18 protein-coding genes are annotated in these 20,899 nt (G+C 62.8%); 12 read left to right on the forward strand and 6 right to left on the reverse strand.

Features of this window, described 5'->3' with window-relative positions; all coding sequences use genetic code 11:
* Nucleotides 1–61: 61 nt before the first annotated feature.
* The gene (locus NKH02_RS06075) at nucleotides 62–3,442 is read left to right on the forward strand and encodes a hypothetical protein (protein ID WP_352877169.1); all 3,381 of its coding nucleotides are present in this window, start codon (nucleotides 62–64) and stop codon (nucleotides 3,440–3,442) included.
* A 6-nt stretch (nucleotides 3,443–3,448) separates the two neighbouring features.
* Here the strand turns inward: NKH02_RS06075 and tyrS are convergent, their stop codons facing one another.
* Nucleotides 3,449–4,702, reverse strand: coding sequence for a tyrosine--tRNA ligase (tyrS, locus tag NKH02_RS06080; protein ID WP_352877171.1), 1,254 nt, complete (start codon nucleotides 4,700–4,702; stop codon nucleotides 3,449–3,451).
* Nucleotides 4,703–4,934: 232 nt separating this feature from the next.
* Between tyrS and NKH02_RS06085 the strand changes: the two genes are divergently transcribed.
* Both NKH02_RS06085 and NKH02_RS06090 read left to right on the forward strand, forming a co-directional pair.
* Complete coding sequence (locus NKH02_RS06085) at nucleotides 4,935–6,578, forward strand: ArnT family glycosyltransferase (RefSeq protein ID WP_352877173.1); 1,644 nt, start codon at nucleotides 4,935–4,937, stop codon at nucleotides 6,576–6,578.
* 30 nt (nucleotides 6,579–6,608) lie between these two features.
* The gene (locus tag NKH02_RS06090; RefSeq protein WP_352873393.1) at nucleotides 6,609–7,436 is read left to right on the forward strand and encodes a phosphatase PAP2 family protein; all 828 of its coding nucleotides are present in this window, start codon (nucleotides 6,609–6,611) and stop codon (nucleotides 7,434–7,436) included.
* A gap of 21 nt (nucleotides 7,437–7,457) precedes the next feature.
* Here the strand turns inward: NKH02_RS06090 and NKH02_RS06095 are convergent, their stop codons facing one another.
* Both NKH02_RS06095 and NKH02_RS06100 read right to left on the reverse strand, forming a co-directional pair.
* Nucleotides 7,458–8,108, reverse strand: coding sequence for an FMN-binding negative transcriptional regulator (locus tag NKH02_RS06095; RefSeq protein WP_352877174.1), 651 nt, complete (start codon nucleotides 8,106–8,108; stop codon nucleotides 7,458–7,460).
* Nucleotides 8,109–8,128: 20 nt separating this feature from the next.
* Nucleotides 8,129–8,803 (reverse strand): alpha/beta hydrolase, encoded by a 675-nt coding sequence (locus NKH02_RS06100; protein ID WP_013532163.1) that lies wholly within the window; start codon nucleotides 8,801–8,803, stop codon nucleotides 8,129–8,131.
* Nucleotides 8,804–9,040: 237 nt separating this feature from the next.
* Here NKH02_RS06100 and NKH02_RS06105 point away from each other — a divergent pair, with 237 nt between their 5' ends.
* The 7 genes from NKH02_RS06105 to sufA all read left to right on the forward strand — a co-directional run bounded on the left by NKH02_RS06105 (nucleotide 9,041) and on the right by sufA (nucleotide 16,203).
* A complete protein-coding gene (locus NKH02_RS06105) occupies nucleotides 9,041–10,219 on the forward strand; it encodes a cysteine desulfurase family protein (RefSeq protein WP_352877176.1) in 1,179 nt (392 codons plus the stop codon).
* 185 nt (nucleotides 10,220–10,404) lie between these two features.
* Entirely contained in the window at nucleotides 10,405–11,922 is a 1,518-nt protein-coding gene (gene sufB / locus NKH02_RS06110; protein ID WP_352877178.1) for a Fe-S cluster assembly protein SufB, read from the forward strand.
* Between the two features lie 27 nt (nucleotides 11,923–11,949).
* Nucleotides 11,950–12,705: a Fe-S cluster assembly ATPase SufC gene (gene sufC / locus NKH02_RS06115; RefSeq protein ID WP_013895901.1), complete on the forward strand. Its 756-nt coding sequence runs from the start codon at nucleotides 11,950–11,952 to the stop codon at nucleotides 12,703–12,705.
* A 40-nt stretch (nucleotides 12,706–12,745) separates the two neighbouring features.
* The gene (gene sufD / locus NKH02_RS06120; RefSeq protein WP_352877179.1) at nucleotides 12,746–14,014 is read left to right on the forward strand and encodes a Fe-S cluster assembly protein SufD; all 1,269 of its coding nucleotides are present in this window, start codon (nucleotides 12,746–12,748) and stop codon (nucleotides 14,012–14,014) included.
* Between the two features lie 43 nt (nucleotides 14,015–14,057).
* Complete coding sequence (locus NKH02_RS06125) at nucleotides 14,058–15,299, forward strand: cysteine desulfurase (protein ID WP_352877181.1); 1,242 nt, start codon at nucleotides 14,058–14,060, stop codon at nucleotides 15,297–15,299.
* 21 nt (nucleotides 15,300–15,320) lie between these two features.
* Nucleotides 15,321–15,713, forward strand: a complete 393-nt coding sequence (locus tag NKH02_RS06130; protein WP_352877183.1) for an SUF system Fe-S cluster assembly protein — start codon at nucleotides 15,321–15,323, stop codon at nucleotides 15,711–15,713.
* Between the two features lie 109 nt (nucleotides 15,714–15,822).
* On the forward strand, nucleotides 15,823–16,203 hold the full coding sequence (gene sufA, locus NKH02_RS06135) for a Fe-S cluster assembly scaffold SufA (RefSeq protein ID WP_013532156.1): 381 nt from the start codon (nucleotides 15,823–15,825) through the stop codon (nucleotides 16,201–16,203).
* Nucleotides 16,204–16,293: 90 nt separating this feature from the next.
* Here sufA and NKH02_RS06140 read toward each other — a convergent pair whose 3' ends face one another.
* Nucleotides 16,294–16,791, reverse strand: a complete 498-nt coding sequence (locus NKH02_RS06140) for a GFA family protein (RefSeq protein WP_352877185.1) — start codon at nucleotides 16,789–16,791, stop codon at nucleotides 16,294–16,296.
* A gap of 91 nt (nucleotides 16,792–16,882) precedes the next feature.
* Here NKH02_RS06140 and NKH02_RS06145 point away from each other — a divergent pair, with 91 nt between their 5' ends.
* Nucleotides 16,883–17,206, forward strand: a complete 324-nt coding sequence (locus NKH02_RS06145) for a TfoX/Sxy family protein (protein ID WP_352873407.1) — start codon at nucleotides 16,883–16,885, stop codon at nucleotides 17,204–17,206.
* A 235-nt stretch (nucleotides 17,207–17,441) separates the two neighbouring features.
* Here NKH02_RS06145 and NKH02_RS06150 read toward each other — a convergent pair whose 3' ends face one another.
* Together NKH02_RS06150 and NKH02_RS06155 are read right to left on the reverse strand one after the other, a co-directional pair.
* Nucleotides 17,442–18,359 (reverse strand): pseudouridine-5'-phosphate glycosidase, encoded by a 918-nt coding sequence (locus NKH02_RS06150; RefSeq protein ID WP_352877187.1) that lies wholly within the window; start codon nucleotides 18,357–18,359, stop codon nucleotides 17,442–17,444.
* 74 nt (nucleotides 18,360–18,433) lie between these two features.
* Nucleotides 18,434–19,378: a carbohydrate kinase family protein gene (locus tag NKH02_RS06155; RefSeq protein WP_352873410.1), complete on the reverse strand. Its 945-nt coding sequence runs from the start codon at nucleotides 19,376–19,378 to the stop codon at nucleotides 18,434–18,436.
* Nucleotides 19,379–19,661: 283 nt separating this feature from the next.
* Here NKH02_RS06155 and recA point away from each other — a divergent pair, with 283 nt between their 5' ends.
* On the forward strand, nucleotides 19,662–20,759 hold the full coding sequence (gene recA / locus NKH02_RS06160) for a recombinase RecA (protein WP_057145834.1): 1,098 nt from the start codon (nucleotides 19,662–19,664) through the stop codon (nucleotides 20,757–20,759).
* The last annotated feature ends 140 nt before the right edge of the window (nucleotides 20,760–20,899 follow it).

Below are 20,899 nucleotides of genomic sequence, written 5' to 3' on the forward strand. Positions count from 1 at the left end.
ACACCGATATAGTGTCGAGCGGGGATTCGTCCACGATCGAGTTCGTACAACGGAAAATTGCGTGGATCAGGAGCAACCGCAGCACGAGAAGATCCGGTTCAGGCGTGATGAGATCACCGACCTGGCCGCTTTTCCGTCCGCCTGCCGCGTGCCGCCACTTGGTCAGGCGTCGATCGGGCGCGGCTTTCGCATCCTGGCAAGGGCATTCGCCGGTCTGGTCGCTCTCGTGCTGCTGGCCGCTGTGCTCGTTTATCTGGTTGGCGCCTCCGGCATCGGGGCCGACCGGCTTCGTATCGAGGCGGAAACGGCTCTTGAGAAACTGGCCGGCGTCGATGTCAATGTCGCGGTCGGGCCGGCGCGCATCACTCTCGACAGTTCGAGTTTCATAGCTCTCCAGGTCAGCGACGTCAGCTTGAAGACCGCCGACGGCAAGCCGATGGCCGATGCCGGCCGCGTGCGCTTCGGCGTTCGCCTGGTTCCGCTGCTGTGGGGGGATGTGCGGCTGACCAGCGCCAGGATCTCCGATGCCCGCATTGTCGTGGCGGCGATGCCGTCCGGCGGCGACTGGACCGCCGCCCTGCGCAATGCGGACGGCCTCATCGATCCGGAGAAGCTGTCCAATGCGGTGTTCGGAAACGTCAACCGCGCGCTCGATGCCGTGCGGGAAGATTCGCTGCGCCAGATTGATCTTCGCAATGTCGAATTCGTGCTGCCCGAAACCGGAACGATCAAGCTGTTCAATATAACCGACGCCACCGTCGTGCAATCGGGACCGGGCGGTATGCGGTTTTCATCCAAGGCGGATGTCAACGGCAGGACGGTTACCGTTGCCGCTTCCGCCACCCGCGACATCGCGGCACACCGGGTCACGGCGCTGGATGCCAGCATCGACCTGGCGGATGCCGGCGACCCCGCGGCCGCTGCCGGGAAGTTGGGCGCGGTCGCGCTGAAGCTGACGGGATCGGAAGGATCGGGGGCGAATGCATCGCGGCTGACGGCTCTTTTGTCGTCGACTGGTTCCATTCTCGATCTAGGCACGCGCGGGTTGCTGCCCGCTGACGTCGATGTCGATGCGACGCTTGTTTCCGGCAGCAACAAGGTCCAGGTCGACAGATTGCTGATGAAGACCGGTCGCTCGACATTCGATTTCGCCGGTTCGATCGGTCCGAAGCCGGCAAGCGGGGCGGCGGGTGAGGAGCCTTCCTATCGCTATGACCTGACCAGCGACGGTTCGTCGCTTGCGCCTTCGGAGTCGCCTGAGCCAGCGCTGACCTTCCTCGCCCGGATTGCCGGTGTCTACAACACGGTGAGCCACAGGCTGGTCGCCGAGCAGATCGCGCTTCGGTCCGCTGCCTCCAGCGAAGTGCTTGGCACCGCTGCCGTGGCGTTCGTCGACGGCAAGGCGCCGGGGATCAACCTTGCCATCAATATCCACAACATGCAGGTCTCTCACGTCAAGCAGCTGTGGCCGTGGTTTTCGGCGCGCAAAGCCAGGCTGTGGGTGCTCGCCAATCTGTTCGGAGGCCGCGTCGTCGACGCCAACCTCCAGTTCCAGGTCGTGCCGGGCCGGCTGGGCAACGGCGTGCCGCTGTCCGCAGACGAAATATTCGGCCGCTTCCAGATCGAGGGATCGCGCTTCGACACGGCCGGCCGCATTCCGCCGATACGCGACGCGGTTGGCGTCGTCGGCTTCCACGGCAACGATGTCGATGTCTCCCTGTCCTCGGGCACCGTCTATATGCCCAGCGGTCGCACCGTGGCGGCCAGCAACGGTACATTGACGGTCAAGGCGGCCAATCGCCCGCCGGTCATCGGCGCGCTCGACATCGACGTTGACGGCGACGCATCCGCTGTTGCCGAACTCGCATCCTACGAGCCGATCAACGCCATGCGCCATGTCGGAATTCTGCCCGAAGAGCTGTCGGGCAGCGTCACCGGCCACGTCAAGGCGGATATTCCGCTGCAGTCCGGCGTCGACAGTTCCAAGCTCGATTGGCTGGTGTCGCTCGACTACACCGGCATGTCGTTGGCCAAGCCTTTCGAGGGGCAGACCGTGACGGATGCCGACGGTTCGATCACGGTCGACCCTGTTAAGGCGGTGATCTCCGCAAAGGCGTCGCTGAACGGCATACCGGCCGAACTCGATCTGATCGAGCCCCTCAGGGATGATGGGCCGGCGCGCAGCCGCAAGGTAGCCATGGTGCTCGACGACAAGGTCCGCGCCGCCGCCATGCCCGGTCTGAAGCCGCTGCTTGCCGGAACGGTGAAAGTCGCGATCGACAAGAATGGGAGCGGCAACCAGAACGTCTCGGCCGATCTGACCAATGCCAGGCTGGACATCCCCTGGGCGGGTTGGAGCAAGGGCGCTGGGGTCCCCGCCAATGTCACATTCGTCATGACCAAGGCCGGCGATACGACGACGCTGTCCGACTTCAACCTCGACGGAAAGAGTTTCTCCGTCGACGGCAGCATCGTGCTGATCAATGGTGCCTTGTCGTCGGCGCGGTTCAGCAAGGTCACCTTAAACAGGGGCGACGACGTCGCGGTGTCGGTGAAGCGATCCGGCAAGGGCTATGCGGTCGACATATCAGGCAATGCGCTGGATGCCCGCTCGCTCATCAAGCAGTTCACCTCGGATGTCGACACAGCGACCAAGACCACCGGTTCCGACGCCATTTCCGTCAGCGCCGATGTCGACCGGCTGACCGGTTTCCACGACGAGCAATTGTCCAATTTGAAGCTCGACTACAGCGCGGCCGGTTCGCGGGTGAACGGGCTGAAGGTCAGCGCGACGGCAAGTTCGGGCGCCGCCATAAGCATCAGCAACACCACTGGAGCCGGCCGGCGCGCGCTCAACATGCAGTCCGCCGACGCCGGCGCTATCCTCAGGTTCCTCAACATCTACGAGCATATGGAAGGCGGAACGATCATCCTGGCGCTGGCGGGGCCGAGCGACGGAGCGCTGAAGGGCAAGGTCGACACCAGCAACTTTTTCGTGGTCAACGAACCGAAGCTCGCCTCCATCGTCTCGACCACGCCGGCCGGCGACAGCCGCAGCCTCAATCAGGCGGTCAAGGGCAAACTGGACACGTCGCGGGTGAAGTTCGAACGCGGTTACGCCGAGATCGACAAGGGCAGCGGCTATCTGAAACTGGCCAATGGCGTGCTGCGCGGTCCGCGCATCGGCACGACGTTCCAGGGCACGCTCTACGACCAGAACAACAACATGGACATGACCGGCACGTTCATGCCGGTCTATGGCCTCAATCGCATCTTCGGCGAATTGCCCATCGTCGGCGCGCTGCTCGGCAATGGCCGCGACCGCGGCCTGATCGGCGTCACCTACCGGCTCAAGGGCAATGCCAACAAGCCGCTGCTTGACATCAATCCGCTGTCGGTGATCGCGCCCGGGATATTCAGATCGATCTTCGAGTACCGGTGAGCGATCTCAAATCGGCCGCACCAGAATGTGTTTTTTCTTTCCCAAGGAAAGCTTTACGACGTTTTCCGGACTCAAATCCCTTGAAGTCACCAGCCGGCGCTCGTCGCTGACCAGCTCGTCGTTCAGGCGCACGGCACCGCCTTGCACGTGCCGCCGCGCCTCACCGTTCGACGCCGCCAGCCCCGCGGTGACCAGCAGCGACAGGACGCCGACGCCGGCTTCGAGAGCGGCCTTGTCAACCTCGACGGTCGGCAGCGATTGCGCGAGCGCGCCTTCCTCGAACGTCTTGCGCGCCGTGTCGCTGGCTTGTTCGGCGGCTGCGCGGCCGTGCAGAAGGGCGGTGATCTCGGTGGCGAGGATCTTCTTGGCCTCATTGATTTCTGACCCGCCAAGCCGCTCGAGCCGTGCGACCTCGTCCAGCGGCAATGTCGTGTAGAGTTTCAGGAAGCGGGCAACGTCGGCATCCTCGGTGTTGCGCCAGTACTGCCAGAACTCATAGGGCCTCAGCATCTCCGCATCGAGCCAGACCGCGCCCGAGGCAGACTTGCCCATCTTGGCGCCCGACGAGGTGGTGAGCAGCGGCGTGGTCAGCGCATAAAGCTGCGCGTTCTCCATGCGGTGGCCGAGATCGATGCCGTTGATGATGTTGCCCCACTGGTCGGAGCCACCCATCTGCAGGCGGCAGCCAAGACGCTTGTAGAGCTCGACGAAATCATAGGCCTGCAGGATCATGTAGTTGAATTCGAGGAACGACAGCGACTGCTCGCGATCGAGCCGGAGCTTGACGGAATCGAAGGCCAGCATGCGGTTGACGGAAAAGTGACGGCCGACGTCCCGCAGGAAATTGACGTAGTTGATCTCCATCAGCCAGTCAGCGTTGTTGACCATGATGGCGTCGTTCGGACCGCTGCCGAATTTGAGGTAGGGCATGAAGTTACGGCGGATGCCGGCGAGATTGTCGTCGATGTCCTGCGGGGTCAGAAGCTTGCGCGCCTCGTCCTTGAACGACGGGTCGCCGATCATCGAAGTGCCGCCGCCCATCAGCGCGATCGGCCGATGACCGGTCTGCTGCAGCCAGTGCAGCATCATGATCTGGATCAGCGAGCCGGCGTGCAGGCTCTTGGCGGTCGCGTCGAAGCCGATATAGGCCGTCACCGTCTCCTTGGCGAAGATATTGTCGAGGCCGGCATCATCCGAAGTCTGGTGGATGAAACCGCGCTCGCTCATCGTGCGCAGGAAATCGGATTTGAAGGCGGACATTGTTTCTTTCCCGAAAGCGCCCGGCCGCTGCGGCTCGGACGTGCATGAACGCGGGCGTTTAGCATCCAAGCGCGATCAGCAAAAGTGGTTTCCGGTTTTGCGGCCCGTGCGGATGGCCAAGCCCACTTCTTGCCTCATTCTTTTGGCTGGCGTATTGAGGCGCCGCGCAGGGGCAGGGCCTGAGGCGCCGCGACGGGGCCATCCCGCAGATCAGATCCGGAAAGCTCCCGCGATGAACAGGAATTACCTTCTCCTCCTTCTGTTCAGCGTGCTGATGACTTTCAGCGGGTTAGCGAGCCTTCCACCCGTCGACCGCGACGAATCCCGTTTTGTCCAGGCCACCAAGCAGATGGTCGAAACCTCCGACTATGTCGACATCCGTTTTCAGGATGCCTCGCGTTACAAGAAGCCGATCGGCATCTACTGGCTGCAATCGGCGGCCGTGGCGCTGAGCGGCGAGGGGGCGGCGGCGCCGATCTGGGTCTACCGCCTCGTCTCCATGCTTGGCATTGCCCTGGCCGTCGTCGGCATCGCCTGGACGGGCACGAAGCTCTTCGGAGCCAATGCAGGTCTCGCCGCCGGCCTGATGATGGCGGCGATCTTCGCCACCGCCTTCGAGGGCCGCGACGCCAAGACCGACGCCATGCTGCTGGCCTGCTGCGTGGCGGCCCAAGGCGCGCTCGCCCAAGTCTATCTGGCGTCGCGCCGAAACGAACCGGTAGCCGCCCATCTGCCGTGGATATTCTGGGCGGCTCAAGGGCTGGGAATCCTTATAAAAGGACCCGTGGCCCCGCTGTTGTCGGTACTGACGGTCGCCACCTTGTTTGCGTTCGAGCGCGACTGGCGCTGGATCTTGAAGCTGAAGCTCGTACGCGGTGTCGCTCTGGTGCTCCTTATCGTGCTGCCTTGGGCCGTCCTCATCACCTGGAAGAGCGGCGGCGCCTTTCTCAGGGATGCCGTCGGCAAGGACATGGTGGCCAAGGTCGCCTCGGGTGAGGAATCGCACGGCCTGCCGCCCGGTTTCTACATGCTGACCTATTCGCTATTCATGTGGCCCTTCGGCCTGATCGCGGTCGGCGCCGGGCTCCAGGCCCTCAACCGGTTGCGCGACGATCCCCGGCTGCGTTTCTGCCTCGCCTGGTACATTCCGTTCTGGCTGGTGTTCGAGCTGATCCCGACCAAGCTGCCGCATTATGTCCTGCCGGCCTATCCCGGCATGGCGCTGCTGATAGGCTGGCTGCTGACATTGTCGCCGCAGGATGCGAATGCGCCGCTCAAGCGCTGGCAAAACTGGTTGTGGTGGTCGACCGCATTCGGTCTTGTCGTGGTCAGCCTCGGCCTAGCTGCGGTCTGCGTCGGAGCGCCGATCTACCTCACTGGCACCTTCTCCTGGTGGAGCATTCCGGCGGCCGCGGCAGCACTGGGGGCGGGCTACTTCGCTTTTTCCAGGGAGCTGCAAGTGCCGCTGCGCCGCATCGGCGCCATCGCGGTCTGCGCGGGCATCACCTATGGCTTGCTGTTCGGCGTCATCGCGCCTTCGCTGAAGCCGATCTGGCTGAGCCCGGCCATCGAAGCGGCGGTCCGTGCCAACAGGCCCTGCGAGACCACGGTGCTCGCCTCGGCGGAATATCACGAGCCGAGCCTGGTGTTCCTGGTGGGCACCAACACCGTGCTGACCGATGTCGATGGCGTCGCCAAACATCTGCTTGCCGACCCTGCCTGCGCGCTGGCGTTGGCACAGGTTGGCGATGAGCAGAAATTGAATGGCCTGCTGGCGGCACAAGGCAAATCCGCGAGCCGCGTTGCCCGGATCGATGGCCTCAACTATTCGTCGGGAGACAAACTGTCGCTCGGCCTTTATCGTGTGGCCCAATGATCGCTGGTCGATGACAGGGTCGAATTTCCAATGCTGGTGAAATCGCGCCCTTCCGTTTCCGGTCTGCTCCTTGGGGTAGGTCGCCGGTCCCTCGACAATTTTCGCGATACGATGCGGATCGCCAAAAGGCGCTTTGCCGTCCGTCCGGCCAGATACCCGAACATCTTATGGTCGGTCTGGGTGCTGGTCTGGGTTCTGCTGACGGCGGCGGCGTTCGTTCGCCTCGACACTCCGGCTGGAATGCTTCACGGCCAGTGGTCGGCGAAATTTGCCGGGCTTGCCGACTTTTTCACGCAGTTCGGCCTGGGTGGCTGGTATCTCATTCCGTCGGCGCTTCTGCTCGTCGCCGCGAACCTGACGGACTGGCGAAGCCTCTCGAGGCGCTCGCTGATGCTCGTCTACAACTGGACCTGCCTGGCTTTTCTGGTGCTGGGCGCCGCCGGCCTGTCGGGCCTCGCCGTCAATGTGCTGAAATACGCGATCGGTCGGGCTCGCCCGCTCTATTTCGGCGACTTTGGTGTGCTGGCCTTGCGTCCCTTCGCTTTTGATGCGCGCTTTGCCGGCTTCCCGTCCGGCCATGCCACGACCATGGGCGCCGTTTTCGGGGTGGCCCTGCTTTTGTTTCCGAGGCGCTGGTACATCGCCTTGGCGATCACGGCGTGCATCGCCTCGACGCGGGTCTTCGTCGGCGCGCATTATCCCAGCGATACCGTCGCCGGCTTCGGCCTTGGCTGCGCCTTCGCGATTGCCTGCGGGCTGGTCTTTGCCCGGCTCGGCTTCATCTTTCGCCCGATGCCATCGGGATTGCCGGTCCGCAAAAAGACGTTTTGGCTGATCAGACCGAGCCGGAAGACCTGAGCGTCCGGTTTGGCCCGAAGCTTAATTCCCGTCCAGACCGCCGTAAGATCTCACCATGCCAGCCATGTCAAGCGACGAGTTCTCTTCGCTTTCGAGCCCTTGGGCAACGCCGACGCGATCGGCGACAGGCCGGTTCTGGCTGACCTTCCACTTGCCGTGGACTTCGCTGATCTCGATCTCCAGCCCGATAATGCCCTTGATCTGCGACTGGATGAAGGGCGCCGGCGCATCGGTCACCGCCCAGGGTGCCTCGCGAGCGCCTTCCTGGGACACGGTCAGATCGGCGATCTGCCGCGCCAGCCAGTTCTGGTCGTCCATCACCGTGACGGTGCCGCGCACCTGTACGATGGCATAATTCCAGGTCGGCACCACCTTGCCGGTTTCGCGCTTGGTCTCGTACCAGGACGGCGTCACATAGGCATCGCTGCCCTGGAAGACGACCAGCACTGGTGAAGCCGGATTGTCGGCCAACAGGCGCCATTGCGGGTTGGCCCGCGCCAGATGCGCCCGCAGCCGGCCGTTCGGCCCGACGTCGGCGTCGAGCAGGAACGGGATGGCGTTGGCGACCGGGCCCTCGGGTCCGTTGGAAATCAACAGCCCGAGCGGGTGCGCCCGGATCAGCCCGTGCAGGATGTCCGGCCGCGTTTCCTTGAAATGAGGAGGCTCGTACACCGCCGCCGCCCTTCCTTTGCTTAACGCAGCCGCTTCGGCCGCGGATCCGACAATTCACCGGCAAGCCGGCGGTCGAGATAATCAGCGCATTCCTCGAGCAACAGGTCGGCGTCGTTGGAGAAGAAATGGTTGGCGCCGGGCAAGGTCTTCTGCGTGATGGTGATGCCTTTTTGCGTGTGCAGCTTGTCGACCAGGCCTTGCACATCTTTCGGCGGCGCCACCTTGTCGGCATCGCCATGGATGATCAGGCCCGATGAAGGGCAGGGCGCCAGGAACGAGAAATCATAGGTGTTGGGCTGCGGCGCGATCGAGATGAAGCCTTCGATTTCCGGCCGGCGCATCAGGAGCTGCATGCCGATCCAGGAGCCGAAGGAATAACCGGCGACCCAGCAACTCTTTGAATCCGGATGCAGCGACTGCACCCAATCCAGCGCCGCGGCCGCATCCGACAACTCACCAGTGCCGTGATCGAACTCGCCCTGGCTGCGACCGATGCCGCGGAAATTGAAGCGAAGCGTGGTGAAATCCCGCTTCTGGAACATGTAGAAGAGGTCGTAGACGATCTTGTTGTTCATCGTGCCGCCGAACTGGGGGTGCGGGTGCAGAACGATGGCGATCGGCGCGCTCTTTTCCTTGGAAGGCTGGTAGCGCCCCTCCAGACGGCCGGCAGGGCCGGTGAAAATGACCTCAGGCATAAAATACTCCACTTGCATACGAATGCGCGGCGCCCGGAACAAGTCTTCCTCTGGCCTTGACGCAGGGCGAGCGTCTTCTTAGAAGCTAGTTTAGAATTGTTCAAAACTGAGTGGCAAGACATCGAGCCGGGCCACCCGCGCCGCAAGCCGCGTAAATAGGACGCCTCGCCTTGGAATTTCAAGGAAATAACGCGATACGTCGGCGGAATGGCTTCTGACGGGATCAACTGGACGAAAATGGCCGCAAATCGAGCCTATCTCGACTACAATGCCAGTGCGCCGCTGCTTGCAGTGGCCCGCGAGGCTATGGTCGCGGCGCTTGATATCGTCGCCAACCCGTCGTCGGTCCATGCCGAAGGGCGCGCCGCACGCCGTCTGATCGAGACCGCAAGGCGTGACGTGGCAGCACTGGTCAACGCCAAGCCAGAGCATGTCGTGTTCCCCTCCGGCGCGACGGAAGCCGCCTCGACGCTGCTGACATCAGACTGGCGGATGGGACGCGGCCCTGTGCGCATGAGCCGGCTTTACGTGTCCGAGGCCGATCACCCCTGCCTGCTGAATGGCGGACGCTTCCCGGCAGCGCAGGTGACACGGATCGGCGTCGATGCCAACGGCATCGCCGACCTTGCGGCCTTGGCCGTTGTGCTTGCCGAGCATGACAAGGCCGATGGCCTGCCGCTGGTTGCCATCCATGCCGCCAACAACGAGACCGGGGTCATCCAGCCGATCGATCGCATCGCCGGGATCGTCAAGGAAGCGGGCGGCATCCTCGTCGTCGACGCCGTTCAGGCTGCGGGGCGCGTTTCGATCGACATGTCAGCGGGTTACGCCGATTATCTGATACTGTCCTCGCACAAGATCGGCGGCCCCAAGGGCGTCGGCGCCATCGTCGCCGCCTCCGATCTGATGATGCCGCAGCCGCTGATCAATGGCGGCGGCCAGGAAAAGGGCCACCGTGGCGGCACCGAAAACCTCGCCGCCATTGCCGGTTTTGGCGCGGCTGCGCGTGAGGCGATTGTCGGACTGCAAGCCATGGATGCGGTGCGCCAGCGCCGCGACGAGATCGAGGCGATCGTGAAAACGCTGGTGCCGGACGCGGAAATCTTTGGAACTGGTGCGCCAAGGCTTGCCAATACGACATTCTTCGCTATTGCGGGCGTCAAAGCCGAGACCGCTCAGATCGCCTTCGATCTGGCCGGTGTGGCGCTGTCGGCCGGCTCCGCCTGTTCGTCGGGCAAGGTCGGACCGAGCCATGTGCTGAAGGCCATGGGATACGGCGACAGTCTTGGCGCCTTGCGCGTGTCGATCGGTCCGGCGACGGGCGCTGAGGATATCGAGCTGTTCCGCACCGCGCTGGCGGGGATCGCCGCGCGGCAAGCCGCTAGGCAAAAGGCGGATAGAGACCAGGCCGCGTGAGCGGTTGGACAATTTTGGGCCTTTCGGCCTGGTAGAGCCGTGCGTTTCATGCTGGCCGGGTGAATTTCCGGTCGCGGCGCACTATATGGAACTTACGCTGCCGCGAGCGCTTTTTCGGCGTTGATTGGCAGTGCCATAGTTTGAAAACTGTCGGGCCTTGACCCCGGCGTGGATGGAGAACGCCTATGCCTGCTGTGCAGGACACGATCGATCGGGTCCGAAGGATCGACGTCGACCAATACAAATACGGATTCCAGACCGAAATAGCGATGGACAAGGCCCCCAAGGGCCTGAGCGAAGACATCATCCGCTTCATTTCGGCCAAGAAGGACGAGCCGTCCTGGATGCTGGAATGGCGTCTGGAAGCGTATCGCCGTTGGCTGACGCTGGACGAGCCGACCTGGGCGCGCGTCCACTATCCGAAGATCGATTTCCAGGACATCTACTTCTACGCGGCGCCAAAGAGCACGCCCGGCCCGACCTCGCTCAGCGACGTCGATCCTGAACTGCTGAAGGTCTACGAGAAGCTCGGCATTCCGCTGCGGGAACAGGAAATTCTCGCCGGCGTGCAGAAGACGGACGCCTCCGAGCTCGAGGAAGCCAGCGACAATGTCTACAAATCGGGCCGCGTCGCCGTCGACGCCGTGTTCGATTCCGTCTCCGTCGTCACCACGTTCAAGAAGGAGCTGGCGCAGGCCGGCGTCATCTTCTGTTCGATCTCGGAAGCCATCCGCGAGCATCCGGAGCTGGTGAAGAAGTATCTCGGTTCGGTCGTGCCGACCTCCGACAATTATTACGCCACGCTGAATTCCGCCGTGTTCACCGACGGTTCGTTCGTCTTCGTGCCCAAGGGCGTACGCTGCCCGATGGAACTGTCGACCTATTTCCGCATGAACGAGAAGAACACCGGCCAGTTCGAGCGCACGCTGATCATCGCCGAGGAGGGGGCTTACGTCTCCTATCTCGAAGGTTGCACGGCGCCACAGCGCGACGAGAACCAGCTGCATGCGGCGGTGGTCGAACTTGTGGCGCTCGACGATGCCGAGATCAAATATTCGACGGTGCAGAACTGGTATCCCGGCGACGCCGAGGGCAAGGGCGGCATCTACAATTTCGTCACCAAGCGTGGCGACTGCCGTGGCCATCGTTCGAAGATCTCGTGGACGCAGGTCGAGACCGGTTCGGCGATCACCTGGAAATATCCGAGCTGCATCCTGCGCGGCGACGATTCCTCGGGCGAATTTTATTCGATCGCCGTCTCCAACGGCTACCAGCAGGTCGATAGCGGTACCAAGATGATCCATCTCGGCAAGAACACGTCGAGCCGCATCATCTCTAAGGGCATCGCCGCCGGCTTCTCGCAGAACACCTATCGCGGCCAGGTTTCGGCGCACCGCAAGGCGACCAACGCCCGCAATTTCACCAACTGTGACTCGCTGCTGATCGGCGACCAGTGCGGCGCGCACACCGTGCCCTACATGGAAGCCAAGAACTCGACGGCGCAGTTCGAGCATGAAGCGACGACCTCGAAGATTTCCGAGGACCAGAAATTCTACGTCATGCAGCGCGGCATTCCGGAGGAAGAGGCGATCGCCCTGATCGTCAACGGCTTCGTCAAGGACGTCATCCAGCAGCTGCCGATGGAATTCGCCGTCGAGGCGCAGAAGCTGATCGGAATTTCGCTCGAGGGCTCGGTCGGTTGACCGGACAGATATTCAGGAAACAAAAGAATGCTTGAAATCAGAAACCTGCACGCCCGCATCGTCGATGACGGCACCGAAATTATCCGCGGCTTGAACCTGACGGTGAAAGCGGGCGAGGTTGCTGCCATCATGGGACCGAACGGCTCGGGCAAATCGACGCTGTCCTACATCCTCGCCGGCCGCGAGGACTACGAGGTCACCGAAGGCGACATCCTCTACAACGGCCAGTCGATCCTGGAAATGGATCCGGCCGAGCGCGCCACGTCGGGCATTTTCCTCGCCTTCCAGTACCCGATGGAGATACCGGGCGTCGCGACCATGGAATTCCTGAAAGTGGCGATGAACGAGCAGCGCAAGGCGCGTGGCGAGGAGCCGCTCAAGATCCCGGAATTCCTGAAGCGGGTGAAGGAAGCCGCCGCCTCGCTCAGCATGGACATGGCGATGCTGAAGCGGCCGCTCAATGTCGGCTTCTCCGGCGGCGAGAAGAAGCGCGCCGAGATCCTGCAGATGAAGCTGCTGGAGCCGAAGCTGTGCGTGCTCGACGAAACCGATTCCGGCCTCGACATCGATGCGCTGAAGATCGTTTCCGATGGCGTCAACGCGCTGCGCGCGCCAGACCGGGCGTTCCTGGTCATCACCCATTACCAGCGCCTGCTCGAACACATCGTGCCCGACAGCGTGCACGTGCTCTACAAGGGCCAGGTCATCAAGTCGGGCGACAAGTCGCTGGCGCTCGACCTCGAAGCCAACGGCTATGCCGGCGTGATCGGGCAAGCCGCGTGAGATGCCAGGCCATTTTGTGCCAAAAGGCGGGGCAAGACTGATGAATATCCACACACAACCGCAGCGGACACCGGCCGAAACAGCGTTGATCGACGCGTTCGGCGACCGGCTGTCGCTGCTGCCGGGCGACGGCGCGGTGATGCTGAAGCGCGACAACGCCATCGAGGCGATCAAGCACGGCCTGCCGACGCGGCGTGTCGAATCCTGGCATTACACCGACCTGCGCCGGCTGTTGAACGCGGTGCCGGACTTCGACCCGTCCGCCATGGCCAAGGCCATTGCACCGATCGTCGATGGGTCCACTGTGGTGTCGATCCTGAACGGCAAGTCCGACGCCAAGGTGCCGGTGGTCGAAGGCGTCGCCTTCCAGCCTGTGTCGGAAAAGCTGATCGACGGCAGCATCGCGCCGGGGCTCGATCCCTATGGCAGCGACGATGCCATCGGCGCGCTGAACACGGCCTTTGTCGCCGACGGCTATTTCGTCGATATCGCCGATGGCACGGAGCTTGAAAAGCCGATCGAACTGCAGAACTTGCAGGCCGGCGGCCAGACCCATGTACGCCTGCCGGTGCGTGTCGGCGCTGGTGCCAAGGCAGTCATCGTCGAGCGCCAGGCGGGTGACGGCGCTGCGCTGGTCAGCTCGGTCAGCCAGCTCGTGCTGGGCGAAGGCGCCGAGGTGACGTGGCTGATCGTCCAGGAACAGTCGGAAACGGCGACGCATCTGGCGCAGTTCAAGGCCCATATCGGCAAGAATGCGAAGCTGACGCTGTTCGTCATGAACGCTGGCGGCAAGCTTGTGCGTCAGGAGATCATGGTCAGGACGACTGGCGAAGGCGCCGACTTCAAACTGCGCGGCATCAACCTTTTGGCCGGCGACACCCACACTGACGTGACCATGGTTCTCGACCATGCCGTGCCGCACACGGCCTCGACGGAAGTGATCCGCAATGTGGTGACGGGCAAGGCGCGCGGCGTCTTCCAGGGCCGCATCAACGTCCACCAATACGCGCAGAAGACCAATGCCAAGATGGCTTGCAACACGCTGCTGCTGTCGGACGACGGCGAGTTCTCGACCAAGCCCGAGCTGGAAATCTTCGCCGACGATGTCATCTGCGGCCATGGCGCGACCGTCACCGAGATCGACCACGACCATTTGTTCTACCTGATGGCACGTGGCGTCGACGAGAAGACCGCGCGGGGGTTGCTCGTGAAAGCCTTTGTCGCCGAGGTGATCGAGGAACTGGACGACGAGGCGATCGTCGAGGCGCTCGAAACGCGGCTCGACGGCTGGTTTTTGACGCACGGCTAGCGCCGTTGGAAGGATCGCGGCCTCGGCCGGCAAGGACTTTGTGATGGACCAGAAACTCGAAAACATTCCCTACGACGTCGAAGCGATCCGCCGCGATTTCCCGATCCTGTCGCGGGAAGTCTATGGCAAGCCGCTGGTCTATCTCGACAATGGCGCCTCGGCACAGAAGCCGCGGGTGGTGCTGGATACGATCCAGCACGCCTATTCCCAGGAATACGCCAACGTCCATCGCGGCCTGCATTTCCTCTCCAATGCGGCGACCGATGCGTATGAAAAGGCGCGCGAGACGGTGCGCCGCTTCCTCAACGCGCCGAGCACCGACAACATCGTCTTCACCTCGAACACGACCTCGGCCATCAACACGGTCGCCTATGGCTATGGCATGCCCAACATCGGCGAGGGCGACGAGATCGTGCTGTCGATCATGGAGCACCACTCCAACATCGTACCGTGGCACTTCATCCGCGAGCGGCAGGGCGCCAAGCTGGTCTGGGCACCGGTCGACGATCTCGGCGTCTTCCACATCGAGGAATTCGAGAAGCGGCTGACAGACCGGACAAAGCTTGTCGCCATCACCCAGATGTCGAATGCGCTGGGCACGGTGACGCCGATCAAGGAGATCGTCCGCATCGCGCATTCGCGTGGAATTCCCGTACTCGTAGACGGCAGCCAGAGTGCGGTGCATATGCCTGTCGACGTGCAGGATCTCGACTGCGATTTCTTCGTTTTCACCGGTCACAAGGTGTACGGCCCCTCGGGCATCGGCGTGCTCTACGGCAAGAAGGACATTCTCCAAGGCATGCGCCCCTTCATGGGCGGTGGCGAGATGATCGAGGAGGTGACGGAAGACATCGTCACCTACAACGAGCCGCCGCACCGCTTCGAGGCCGGCACGCCGCCGATCGTCCAGGCGATCGGACTAGGTGCCGCGCTCGACTATATGGAAAAGATCGGCCGCGACCGCATCGCGGCCCATGAGGCCGACCTCAAGAATTATGCGCATGAGCGGCTGCGCGCCATCAACTCGCTGCGCATCTTCGGCGACGCACCAGGTAAGGGCGCCATCATCTCGTTCGAACTGCAAGGCATTCACGCCCATGACGTGTCGATGGTGATAGACCGGCAAGGCGTTGCCGTCCGCGCGGGCACCCATTGCGCGCAGCCGCTGTTGAAACGTTTTGGTGTAACCTCCACATGCAGGGCATCGTTCGGCATGTATAATACCAGGGCCGAAGTCGATGCTTTGGCCGAGGCGCTTGAAAAAGCGCGCAAATTCTTCGGGTGAAGATTTTTTTGGGTAACGACCATGGATGATGTGAGCCACACCACCGAGACCGCACCGGAAGCGGCCATCAACCCGTTGGTTTCCGCCTCGGCGATTCCCGCCGATGAACTGGCTCGGCTGACCGACGACATCGTCTCGGCGCTGAAGACCGTCTACGACCCGGAAATCCCGGCCGATATCTACGAGCTTGGCCTCATCTACAAGATCGAGATCGAGGACGATCGCTCGGTCAAGATCGACATGACGCTGACAGCCCCCGGCTGCCCGGTCGCCGGCGAAATGCCCGGCTGGGTGGAAAACGCCGTCGGCGCCGTCGAGGGCGTTTCAGGCGTCGAGGTCGCCATGACCTTCGACCCGCCCTGGTCGCCCGATCGCATGTCGGAAGAGGCGCAGGTCGCGGTAGGCTGGTATTAGTCGTCGGGCACGGCAAAGGTAGCGCACTTGCGCCAGTCATAAAACTTCACCATTTTAGGTGAGAATCGTTCGGCAGGCCTTGAACCTGTACGGAATGGAGAAAGAAAACATGGGACGCTTTGCCGTCATCACGATGACCGAAAAGGCCGCCGACCGGGTGCGCGAGATCGTCGCCACCCGCGACAATGCGCATGGCATCCGCCTCGGCATCAAGAAGGGCGGCTGCGCCGGCATGGAATACACCGTCGATCTGGTGACCGAGCCCAACACCAAGGACGACCACATCGAGCGCGACGGCGCCCATGTCTATGTGGCGCCGGAAGCAGCCCTTTTCCTGTTCGGCACCGAGATGGATTTCGAGCAGACGACGCTGCGCACCGGCTTCACCTTCCACAACCCGAACCAGAGCTCGGCCTGCGGCTGCGGCGAGTCCGTCGAATTGAAGCCGGCCGATCTGAAGGCGCTGGCAGAGGCACGCGCCTCGGCCTGATCTTCCTTCGCCCCGTTTACGGGGAGAAGGTGGCCCGAAGGGTCGGATGAGGGGCAGCGCTGCCCTATCCGAAGTCCGCCGGCACTTTGTTCACTCCACCCACATGCCCGTCCGCTTGTGCCAGTCGGCGATCGATTCCTCGGGGTAGACGTCGAATGCCTTGTCGCCTTTGGCGATATCGGGCTCGACCCAGTTCGCCTTGTATTTCAGCATCAAATGCACCTTGCTGGGCGGCTTCGGCAGATCGCTGTCGACAGCCGAGGCAAAGGGATGCACCAGTTCCGGCCAGGTCGGATCGTAGAGCCACAGCGCCGACCCGCACTTCTTGCAGAAATTGCGTTCGCCGGTCGATATCTCGCAATGTGGGTGCTCGTCGTCTTCAATCTCGGCCCGGTAGACACCGAGACTTCTCTTGCCCCTGATGTTCAGCGTTTCGTAGTCGGCGCCGAGATTGATGGCAAAACCGCCGCCGCCTTGCTGCTTGCGGCAGATCGAGCAGTAGCACAGCATGAACGGCACCGGCGTGTGGCTCTCCACCTCGAAACGCACGGCATTGCAGCGGCAGGATCCCTTGAGCAGAAGCGGCATGACAAAAAGACTCCGACGGAATGTTCTCAACCTGTCAGCATGATTTTGGTTGCGCGATGACAATGTCAAATGCCGGTGACATGATCGCGGCATGGACAATGAACGCATCGCCGAACTGTTCGAAGGCCTCGGCCCGGTTAGCATCCGCAAACTGTTCGGCGGCAAGGGCATCTATTTCGACGGCGTCATCGTCGCCGTGGTGCTGCGCGGCGAATTGCTGCTGAAGGCCGACGAGCAAAGCGCGCCCGACTTCGAAGCCGCCGGTTGCCGGCGATGGACCTACACCGGCTCCCGCCACGGCAAGCTAGTCTCCATGCCCTATTGGAGCGTTCCCGACAGCGCTTTCGATGATCCCGACGAGATGACGGTCTGGGCAGGGCGGGCGTATGAGGCGGGACGAAGGGCGGGGAAGTGAGACGATTTTCGGACGTTGCGGCTGTGCAGGGTTGGAAACGCCGAGGGACAGCACCCCCCTCTGGCCTGCCGGCCATCTCCCCCGCAAGGAGGGAGATTGGCAGCTCAACCGCCGGCTCACACTCGTCAACGCTGGTGATTGGCGAAAGCCGATGCGACATCCGATCTCCCCACTTGCGGGGGAGATGGCCGGCAGGCCAGAGGGGGGTGCTGTCCCGCCGACGTTGGCGGCACTCCTAAAGCGCCTTCGCAATCTTCGCCGCCAGCCTTGCATTGTTTTCGACCAGCGCGATGTTGGTCTTCAGGCTCCTGCCGTCGGTCAGTTCGAGGATTTTCGACAGCAGGAACGGCGTCACCGCTTTGCCGGTCACGTTGAGCGCCTCTGCGGCCTTCTGCGCGGCTTCGATGTAACCGGCCATCTCTTCGGCCGGGATTTCGTGGTTCTCGGGCACCGGATTGGCGATCAGCACGCCGCCGGCGAGGCCCAGCGAAGCCCGAGTCTGGTAGAAATGCGCGATCTCTTCCGGACTGTGCAGGGTCAGCGGCGCGCGGAACGGCGAATGCCTGGACCAGAAGGCTGGCATCGTCTCGCAGCCATGGCCGATCACCGGCACGCCGCGCGTTTCCAGCACTTCCAGCGTCTTTTCGATGTCGAGGATGGCCTTGGCGCCCGCAGACACGACGATGACCGGTGTGCGCGCCAACTCGTCGAGATCAGCGGAAATGTCGAAGCTCTTTTCCGCACCCTTGTGGACGCCGCCGATACCGCCGGTGGCGAACACTTTTATGCCGACCATATGCGCCGCGATCATGGTGGCGGCGACCGTTGTGCCGCCGGTGCGCCCTTGCGCGACGGCGAAGCCGAGATCGGCGCGCGACAGCTTCATGGCATCGCCTGTCATTGCAAGGGACTCACGCTCGCCGTCCGAGAGCCCGATCTTGATGCGGCCGCCGACCACGGCGATCGTCGCCGGCACGGCGCCGCCGTCGGTGATGATCTTTTCGACATCCGCGGCCATGGCGCCATTGTCGGGGTAGGGCATGCCATGGGTGATGATGGTGCTTTCCAGCGCCACCACCGGCCGGCCGGCGGCCAGGGCCTGCGCCACCGGCGCGTGGATGTCGATGAAGGGGCGGGCGGTCTCTGGGGTCATCTGGATCTCCATCCCGGAGTGCGTCGCGTCCACTTGGGCGCGCGAAAAACTCCGGCACTATGAATTTGCCGGTCTCATGCCACTTCCTGCGCATCCGGCACAAGGGCCAGTGCCTCCGCGAAGGTCGCCGCGGTGAAATCCGGAACGGCGTCCGGGCTTTCGATGGCAAGCGTCGCCGCGGCAATGCCCTCGCGCAGGGCCACCCGCAGCGGCAGGCCGTGCAGCAAGGCAGCGACCGTTGCGCCGGCCAGCGCATCGCCTGCGCCGGTGACGTCGGCTATCCTCCTTGGCGGCGGCGGCAGGATCGAGAAGGCGCCGGCGTCATCGAAGCCCAGCATGGCACTGCCGCCCGCCGTCACCACGCCGCTCCTGAGCCCCGCGCGTCTCAGCCCGGCGACGATGTCTTGCGGGGAAGTTGCCACGTCCAGGTCCGCCAGTGCGGTCGCTTCGCGCCGGTTCATGAAGACGACGGCCAGATTGCCGAGCACCGGCTTCAAACGCACGATCTTGGCCGGCGAAATGGCAATGGCGAAGACGGGTTTGCCGGCCGCAAGCGAAACCAGCCGCTCCAGTGCCGCCGTCGGCAGATTGGCGTCGCAGAAGACGGCGTCGGCGGCAGCGATCACCTCCCGGACCCTGGAGCGCCTGATCTGCTTGGGGAACGCTAGGTCATAGAGCGCCATGTCGGCGAAGCCGACGATCAGTTCGCCCTCGTTGTCGATCAGCGCCGTATAGCTCGGCGTGGTGCGGTCGAGGAACACCGCGGACAGGTCGGTAATGCCTGCCTCGGCGATGGCTCGTGAAACGGCATCGGCAGCGGCATCGCCGCCGCGCACCGACAGCAGCGACGCGGACACGCCACGGCGAACTGCGCTGCGCAGCGCGTTGAAAACGCCGCCGCCGACATCCTCGCGCATCGTGCCGGGATTGGAAGCAGCCGGCACGTAGGGACCTGATACCTGGCCGCGCCGATCGATATGGGCGCCGCCTACGGCCAGTATTTTCGTGGATTTCAGCATGCCGGCGATATCACCTTTGTTATTCCGGTCGCACAAGCGCTAGACTGCGTGACGGCGCTTCGCATGCAAAGGTAGCGATTCGGCGGATCGAAACAATCGAGCCGCCTGGCCCCAATGCGTTAGACGTCGTGAAGCTAAATCGTGAGACAAAAAAAGAACAAATCTGGATATTGATTGTTTTTCAGATATTTGACCCCTCTTGCCAAACGAGAACAAAAAAGGTACAAATTGGCAGGGATTACGGATTGTCCGGCCTTCATTGACGACCAAGGGGTGATGTATCATGGCTCAGAATTCTTTGCGGCTGGTAGAGGACAAAGCGGTGGACAAATCAAAGGCTCTGGATGCGGCGCTGTCGCAAATCGAGCGGGCTTTCGGCAAAGGCTCGATCATGCGGCTCGGCGCGAACGAGCAGGTCGTCGAGATCGAAACGGTGCCGACCGGCTCGCTTGGCCTCGACATCGCGCTTGGCGTCGGTGGCCTGCCGCGCGGCCGCATCGTCGAGATCTATGGGCCGGAAAGCTCGGGCAAGACGACGCTGGCGCTGCACACCGTGGCCGAAGCCCAGAAGAAGGGCGGTATCTGCGCCTTCGTCGATGCCGAGCACGCGCTCGATCCGGTCTATGCCCGCAAGCTTGGCGTCGATCTGGAGAACCTCCTGATCTCGCAGCCCGACACCGGTGAGCAGGCGCTGGAAATCTGCGACACGCTGGTGCGCTCCGGCGCCATCGACGTGCTGGTGGTCGATTCGGTGGCGGCGCTGACGCCACGCGCCGAAATCGAAGGCGAGATGGGCGATTCGCTGCCCGGCCTGCAGGCCCGCCTGATGAGCCAGGCGCTGCGCAAGCTGACCGCTTCGATCTCGCGTTCCAACACCATGGTCATCTTCATCAACCAGATACGCATGAAGATCGGCGTCATGTTCGGTTCGCCCGAGACCACGACCGGCGGCAACGCGCTGAAATTCTACGCTTCGGTGCGCCTCGACATTCGCCGCATCGGCTCGGTCAAGGACCGCGACGAGGTCGTCGGCAACCAGACCCGCGTCAAGGTGGTCAAGAACAAGCTGGCGCCGCCCTTCAAGGTGGTCGAGTTCGACATCATGTATGGAGAAGGCGTGTCCAAGACCGGTGAACTGGTCGATCTCGGCGTCAAGGCCGGCGTGGTCGAGAAGTCGGGCGCCTGGTTCTCCTACAATTCGCAGCGTCTCGGCCAGGGCCGTGAGAATGCCAAGCTGTTCCTGCGCGACAATCCCGACACCGCGCGCGAGATCGAATTGGCGCTCAGGCAGAACGCCGGGCTGATCGCCGAGAAATTCCTTGAGAATGGCGGCTCCGAAGGTGGCGACGACGGTTTCGAGGAGGAATCCGGCGCGATGTGAGAGCCTTGGGCGATGGCCGGAGTTCGGCCATAATCTCGCTCTATTATCTCAGGCTTATGTAATCGAGTTCCGAGTTATTGCGTTTTGAACCGCCGGCCTAGCGCCGGCGGTTTTGCGTTTTGGCGGGGAAATGGGCCTGG

Source organism: Mesorhizobium sp. M1396 (assembly GCF_040317725.1).
Taxonomy (GTDB): Bacteria; Pseudomonadota; Alphaproteobacteria; order Rhizobiales; family Rhizobiaceae; genus Mesorhizobium.

What these genes read in the sequence shown, in the direction of transcription:
- sufD (WP_352877179.1), top strand. Translation starts at nt 12,746, where the DNA reads ATGAATATCCACACACAACCGCAGCGGACACCGGCCGAAACAGCGTTG.
- recA (WP_057145834.1), top strand. Translation starts at nt 19,662, where the DNA reads ATGGCTCAGAATTCTTTGCGGCTGGTAGAGGACAAAGCGGTGGACAAA.
- NKH02_RS06150 (WP_352877187.1), bottom strand. Translation starts at nt 18,359, where the DNA reads ATGACCCCAGAGACCGCCCGCCCCTTCATCGACATCCACGCGCCGGTG.
- NKH02_RS06125 (WP_352877181.1), top strand. Translation starts at nt 14,058, where the DNA reads ATGGACCAGAAACTCGAAAACATTCCCTACGACGTCGAAGCGATCCGC.
- sufA (WP_013532156.1), top strand. Translation starts at nt 15,823, where the DNA reads ATGGGACGCTTTGCCGTCATCACGATGACCGAAAAGGCCGCCGACCGG.
- NKH02_RS06145 (WP_352873407.1), top strand. Translation starts at nt 16,883, where the DNA reads ATGGACAATGAACGCATCGCCGAACTGTTCGAAGGCCTCGGCCCGGTT.
- NKH02_RS06140 (WP_352877185.1), bottom strand. Translation starts at nt 16,791, where the DNA reads ATGCCGCTTCTGCTCAAGGGATCCTGCCGCTGCAATGCCGTGCGTTTC.
- sufB (WP_352877178.1), top strand. Translation starts at nt 10,405, where the DNA reads ATGCCTGCTGTGCAGGACACGATCGATCGGGTCCGAAGGATCGACGTC.
- NKH02_RS06155 (WP_352873410.1), bottom strand. Translation starts at nt 19,378, where the DNA reads ATGCTGAAATCCACGAAAATACTGGCCGTAGGCGGCGCCCATATCGAT.
- NKH02_RS06105 (WP_352877176.1), top strand. Translation starts at nt 9,041, where the DNA reads ATGGCCGCAAATCGAGCCTATCTCGACTACAATGCCAGTGCGCCGCTG.
- tyrS (WP_352877171.1), bottom strand. Translation starts at nt 4,702, where the DNA reads ATGTCCGCCTTCAAATCCGATTTCCTGCGCACGATGAGCGAGCGCGGT.
- NKH02_RS06090 (WP_352873393.1), top strand. Translation starts at nt 6,609, where the DNA reads ATGCTGGTGAAATCGCGCCCTTCCGTTTCCGGTCTGCTCCTTGGGGTA.
- sufC (WP_013895901.1), top strand. Translation starts at nt 11,950, where the DNA reads ATGCTTGAAATCAGAAACCTGCACGCCCGCATCGTCGATGACGGCACC.
- NKH02_RS06130 (WP_352877183.1), top strand. Translation starts at nt 15,321, where the DNA reads ATGGATGATGTGAGCCACACCACCGAGACCGCACCGGAAGCGGCCATC.
- NKH02_RS06100 (WP_013532163.1), bottom strand. Translation starts at nt 8,803, where the DNA reads ATGCCTGAGGTCATTTTCACCGGCCCTGCCGGCCGTCTGGAGGGGCGC.
- NKH02_RS06085 (WP_352877173.1), top strand. Translation starts at nt 4,935, where the DNA reads ATGAACAGGAATTACCTTCTCCTCCTTCTGTTCAGCGTGCTGATGACT.